The organism is Roseovarius sp. (assembly GCF_018066915.1).
In the GTDB taxonomy this organism is placed as follows: domain Bacteria; phylum Pseudomonadota; class Alphaproteobacteria; order Rhodobacterales; family Rhodobacteraceae; genus Roseovarius.
In genome coordinates, this window is sequence record NZ_JAGPVV010000339.1 from 1 (window position 1) to 5,671 (window position 5,671).

Here is a 5,671-nt window from a genome sequence, read left to right on the forward strand (position 1 = left end):
TCTCGACATGACCGAACTTCTGGACCAGGACGCAGAACGCTCCGCCCTGCTCGCCTATCTCTTCCGCCGTATCGAGCGCGTGATCGAGGATCGCAGACCAACAATCATTGTGATCGACGAGGCGTGGAAGATGTTGGCTGACGATATCTTCGTCAAGCGCCTCCATGACTGGCTGGTTACCATGCGCAAGCGCAACTGCGTGGTGATGATGTTGACCCAGACACCGGGTCATCTAGACCAAAGTTCGGTCGGCCAGATCATCGCGGAAAGTGTGGCAACCCAGATCCTGTTTCCCAATCCACGGGCAAATCCGGAGGATTACAGCATCCTGCGCCTGAACGCGCGCGAGGCGGATTTTCTTTCCAGCCCGACAGCCGGGTTGCGGCTGGCATTGATCCGTTCTGGCGCCGACAGCGTGTTCGTCAATACCGATCTCGCAGGCTTGGGTGGTCTGGTTGCTGTTCTTGGTGGCGGCAAGACCGGCGAGGAAAAGGCGCCTGCTGATTGGCGCAAGAAAGAAGAATTCTGGAAGGACATGATGTGAAAGCACGATTTTTTCTGTTGGTCGCCATGACGGTCCTGAGCGCTTGCGAAGGTGCATCAACAGGCGTGCGATCGCCCTGTTTTGAGCGGCCCTCTATCGCGTTCTCGGCCCCTGCTCCTGACCTTGTTTCTCGGAATGCGCATTGTGATTTCCAGAGCTTCTAGAATGGCGATTCCGTTGGCCTTGGGTCTTGGCTCGCTTGCCTCCGCGCAGGGCGTGCCAGTGATCGATGGCTCCAACCTTGCCCGCGCTGTGTCGCGCGTCGAAGAGCTCGCACGCGACGCCTTGCGGCAGGGCCAGAAGCGCGACGCCCGCCAGGAACAAGCGGACATCTATCAAGAGCAGCTTGAAGCCTATGAGCGTTTCCTTGCGGAGACCACCGGTGTCACCGACCTGAGTGGGTTCGAGGCTGGTGGGCCCGGCTGGGCGAGCGCTGCAGAGACTTACCCAGCCCAGGAAGATCATCCTGATGCCGATCGCCTCTTCGGTGAGCCAAGCGACGTGGAGCGCATGATCATCACGGTGGCGCGGCGCTATGAGGGTCATCCCGGTGTTGCGGCCGCCGGTCTGACGCCACTGACATGGCGTATCCTGTTTCAGTCACTGATCAAGCAGGAAAGTCGTTTCAACAATGCAGCCGTCTCCCACGTGGGTGCGCGCGGTTTTTGCCAGCTGATGCCGGGCACAGCATCGGATCTCGGTGTGAACCCGTATGATCCTTGGGAAAACCTGGACGGTGGCGCACGCTACATTCTCACGCAACTGAACCGCTTCGGTCGGATCGATCACGCTCTGGCGGCCTATAATGCAGGCCCCGGCCGTGTTCTCGAATATGGTGGTGTGCCTCCTTTCGAGGAAACCCAGACCTACATCCGGCGCATCAACGGCTATTACAACGACTATCTTGGCACCATCACCGGCGTCGACATGACGGGGTCACTGGCGGGCTTCGATGGTGCCTCGGCCGCCTGGGGCTACTGGGCGGATGCCTCGGTCGGCTATGGCGCCTACATGGGCACCCAGATCGATCAGGCCATGACGAGGATCGCGGCGCTTTTGCGTGAAGATCCGCCCCGTAACGCAAAAGAGGCGCTGGACCGCTCCACCTATATGCTTGCTGAACGGGCGCGGCTCATGGCGCTGACGCTGCGTCTGCGCGCGACCCACGTGAAAGTCGAAGCGGCACAAGGTTTGACCGAGGCCGCCGATCACCTAGAGCAATCCACTTTCTGGAGGTATTCCGATGAGGGCTGACACCCGCATTGCCGCAATTATTGTCGCGGGCACTCTCATGGCGGCACACCCGCCCCCTGCCCTCGCTCAGGGTGTGCCTGTGATCGATGGATCGAACCTCGCGCAGAATATCGAGCAGCTGCAGGCCGCGCTGCGCGATGCGGAAAACCAGCTCCAGCAAATCGAGGAATTGCGCACCCAGATCGAGCGCCTCACTGATATTCAGGGCCTTCTTGATGACGTCCTGGGTTCAATTACCGGCCTGAATGAAATCGCAGCCCTTTACAACGATGTGGAGGACCTGCGTGCCCGCGCCCAGAAGATCACCGATCTATCGGGTTTCATGGACAACCTGTCACTCGGGGATTTTGACAGCCTGCTGGACAATCTGCTCGATGGCGACGTCACCATGGGTGAGCGCCGCGCCGCAGATGCCATGCGCGAGACCATGGCCAGTGCGGGGTTCACCTCGGAAAAACTCACCGAGCTGAACGACGCCGGGAACCCGCAAGGCGCTGCCATAGCCGATCTGGCGGCTGCCAATGCCATGGTTATCGGGCAAGCCCAAATTTCCTACGAGGAAGCCGCCCAGAGCATCGAGCGTATCGATGGGCTGGTGGAAGCGATTGGCGATCAGGAAACGCTCAAGGAATCGATCGATCTCAACACGCGTATGGCCGCGGAGACGAATTACATGCTGGGCCAGATGTGGCGCCTGAATGCCGCCCAAGGCTTGGCGCAAGGTCAAAATGGCATCGATTTCGCGGCCGAGCAGGCCCGCACACGCTCCTTTTTTGATTTTTCCGGCGCTGAGGACTGACCCTTGAATACATCACTCAAAGCAGTTGCAGTTTTCATCGCCCTAGCAGGCAGTGCCTGGGCGGAAGACTTGCAAGACCTGCCCGACGATACGTTGCTCGGGGAGGTCGTCACTGCCACCGAAAATGGGGAGGAAGAACGCCTCCTCGATCTGATGCGCGAGGTACAGGCAAGAGGGCTCTTGATGTTCCCGAAGCCGCAAACCTGCACATTCAGCTATCCGGACACTGATTTTTTCGGCAACGAGATTTTCCGTGGAGCGGTTCGATGGGGCTTTGGCACTGACCTGAGAGAGCTAGCAATGTCGCAGGGCTTCTGCGGCTGCATCTATGATCTCGGGTCGCTCGATGCGTTCACAACTGAACGGGTCGACAAGCCTGCGCATGCGCTCACAGCGGCGGATTTCAATACCATGCGCCGGTATCGAAATGCTGAGTGGAATACCATTGATCAACGGTATGCAACCTTTCGCAAAGAAAGCTGTGGCTCGTAATGGCGATCATCGCGGACGTATTGACTATGGTCGACGCGACTGTGGCAGGTGTCGCAGCTGATACCTATGACAACACCGTTGCAGCTGTGCGCCCCGTGGTGCGAGCAGCGTCCGTATTAGTAACGATCCTCGTTGGTGCCAATTTGCTGATCCAAAGCGTTGAACTTACGCGTGCAACGATCGTCGCCCTTGGTCTGCGTTTGGCGTTGGTGAACGTGTTCCTGACCTTCGCGAACCTCTCTGTCCCCTATGACGCTTTGACAAACGCCCCGGCGGAGCTCGGCGCTGGGATACTGAACTCACTGTCAGGCGGCACAGTTGGGAACCTTTATGATGGAATCGACGATCTCTACTCCCAAGCCCTGAATGTCGGACAGGCGATCAGCCAGAATGGAGGCTGGCTGGCCGGTGCCATGACCAGCGTGGTCATGTTTCTTGTGGCCGCCGCCATGGCGACGATCACCATCATCGTTCTGTCGGCTGCCAAGATCATGTTGGCGGTATTGATCGCCATCGCACCAGTGGCCGTGGCCTGCACATTGTTCAAACAATCCGCGCCGCTGTTCGAGGCCTGGGTCAAACTCGCCATCGGTTTTTCCTTTGTGCCGCTTTTCGTGGCTGCCATGGCAGGATTTACCATTGCCACTGGCAACGCCGTCGCGCCGGGGAGCCTCGACAGCGTCGAAACACTCGGGGACGCGATTTCGTTCGTCGTGGTGATGATGATCGGCGCCGGCCTGATGTTGCTCGTGCCAACTTTCGCGCAAGGGCTTGCCGCCACGAACATCGGCCTCGCCTCGATCGGTGCAAATGCCGCGCGGATGCCCGGGAACGCGTGGCGCAATACCGGTGCCGCGATCCGAGGCGGAGATGACATGCGACGGGGCTTCAACGCAGGAGTTCAGGGACAGGGCGTCTCCGACCGATCATCCAGCGCGGCCCGTGCCGGGAGCTATGCGGGCGGTGCGGTCAAGCTCGCCGGAAAGATGAAGAAGGGATAGTCATGAGTGGTTTCGATATCGATTTGGTGATGGGTCCGCGCCGGGCAGCGCGCGCCGCATGGATCGTTGCGGGCTGTTCCTGCGCCGTATCCGTGCTGTTGGCCCTGACCATTACGGTTATGTTGCCCCTGCGCGAAACCGAAGTGTTTACGGTCCTCGTCGACAGCACGTCGGGTGCAGCAGAACGCATCTACCAGGTTCAGCCGACCGGTATCACCGATGAGGAAGCGATCAAGGAATCCCTGCTTGTCAGCTATATCAGCGACCGCGAAAGCTATTTTAGAAACGGCATTCAAGAACGGCTCGAAAGTGTCCAGCGGCGCTCCAGCGGGCCAGCGCGCGCCTCGCTGATAGAACTCTGGACCACGGGGTCCGAGAATTATCCACCACGCAGCTATGGCGCGAATGCGCAGGTCGATGTCCGCGTGCGGGCGATCACCTTCCTGCAAGACGAAGTGGCCCAGATCCGGTTCGACAAACGCCTCACCCGACCCAACCAGACCCCCGTCACGCAAACATTCATCGCCACCGTAGGGTTTGAATTTGCCCCCCGCCGCGAACGCTCCCTGACACGCGTTTGGGAAAATCCCCTTGGCTTCTCGGTGACCGCTTACCGGGTCGATGCCGAAACACTGACACGAGAATAATTCATGAAATCCTTTCTTCTTGCCATCGCAACGGTCTGGGGATTGCTCGCAACGCCCGCATGGGCCGAGCGTGCACCGGTCACCATGGGTCAGGACGCCCGCGTTCGCCACGTGACCTTCAACCCTACGGATGTGATCCGGATCGACACCCACCTTCGGGTAAACACGTCAATCGAACTCGGTCCCGGCGAACGGATCAATCAAGTCCTGATCGGTGACTCCGCGTCCTATGAAGTGGAGGTTCTGTCAAACCGCAATACGATCTCGATCAAGCCTGTCGAGGCACGGGCCGCGACAAACCTGACGATCTTTACCAACCGCCGCGCTGTCGCCTTCTATCTGACAGAGGGACGCTCGCGGACACAGTCTTTTCGGGTCGTTGTAAACTTTCCCGACGAGCGACCCGCCGGGCGCCAGCTTGCGGCTGGAGGCCGAGATACCGGCTATCAGTTCGCGGGCAGCGGTGCGATCCGCCCGGTGCGGGTCTGGAATGATGGGCGCTCGACCTTCTTTGAATTCCGGCCCGGCGTGCGGCCCTCGATCTTCGGCTTGAACGCCCAAGGCTACGAGATCACCCAGAACAGCCAGACCCAAGGTGCGGTCGTGAGGGTCACCGGCGTGCGGGACGCCTACACGATCCGCATGGGCGACGATCATATCTGCATTACCCGTGAGACTGGTGGGTTCACGACCGAGGCTGCTGCCGTGGCCGCCCTGCGTGGACGGGAGTTCTGATCATGAGCGACGAGAAAACCGGGGAAAAGGAATACAGCTTCGCGCCCAAGCGGCGCGCATCTCTCGGGCTCAGGCTTGGTTTGGGTGCATTGCTTCTGGCAGGGACCGCCATCATTGCCTACCCGCTTGTGCAAGGCAGCGGCATCACTTCTGCCGTTGAAACATCGAAAGCCGACGACTTTCAGGATCAGGTCGACGG

At 59.6% G+C, this 5,671-nt stretch carries 7 protein-coding genes and 1 pseudogene; all 8 read left to right on the top strand.

What is annotated here, in order from left to right; translation table 11 throughout:
- Positions 1-544 (top strand): annotated as a pseudogene (locus KBT70_RS18830) (type IV secretion system protein B4); the annotation flags it as partial.
- Positions 545-709: 165 nt separating this feature from the next.
- Positions 710-1,798, top strand: coding sequence for a lytic transglycosylase domain-containing protein (locus tag KBT70_RS18835; protein ID WP_296637793.1), 1,089 nt, complete (start codon positions 710-712; stop codon positions 1,796-1,798).
- Positions 1,788-2,597 (top strand): type IV secretion system protein, encoded by an 810-nt coding sequence (locus KBT70_RS18840; protein WP_296637794.1) that lies wholly within the window; start codon positions 1,788-1,790, stop codon positions 2,595-2,597. Before KBT70_RS18835 ends, KBT70_RS18840 begins: the two co-directional genes overlap by 11 nt.
- A gap of 3 nt (positions 2,598-2,600) precedes the next feature.
- Positions 2,601-3,089, top strand: a complete 489-nt coding sequence (locus tag KBT70_RS18845) for a hypothetical protein (RefSeq protein WP_151975968.1) — start codon at positions 2,601-2,603, stop codon at positions 3,087-3,089.
- Positions 3,089-4,090: a type IV secretion system protein gene (locus KBT70_RS18850; RefSeq protein ID WP_296637797.1), complete on the top strand. Its 1,002-nt coding sequence runs from the start codon at positions 3,089-3,091 to the stop codon at positions 4,088-4,090. Before KBT70_RS18845 ends, KBT70_RS18850 begins: the two co-directional genes overlap by 1 nt.
- Before the next feature lie 2 nt (positions 4,091-4,092).
- Positions 4,093-4,737, top strand: coding sequence for a type IV secretion system protein (locus KBT70_RS18855; RefSeq protein ID WP_009819920.1), 645 nt, complete (start codon positions 4,093-4,095; stop codon positions 4,735-4,737).
- A 3-nt stretch (positions 4,738-4,740) separates the two neighbouring features.
- Positions 4,741-5,472, top strand: a complete 732-nt coding sequence (locus KBT70_RS18860; RefSeq protein WP_296637801.1) for a TrbG/VirB9 family P-type conjugative transfer protein — start codon at positions 4,741-4,743, stop codon at positions 5,470-5,472.
- Between the two features lie 2 nt (positions 5,473-5,474).
- Positions 5,475-5,671: hypothetical protein (locus KBT70_RS18865; protein ID WP_296637803.1), on the top strand; the 197-nt coding region annotated here is incomplete at its 3' end.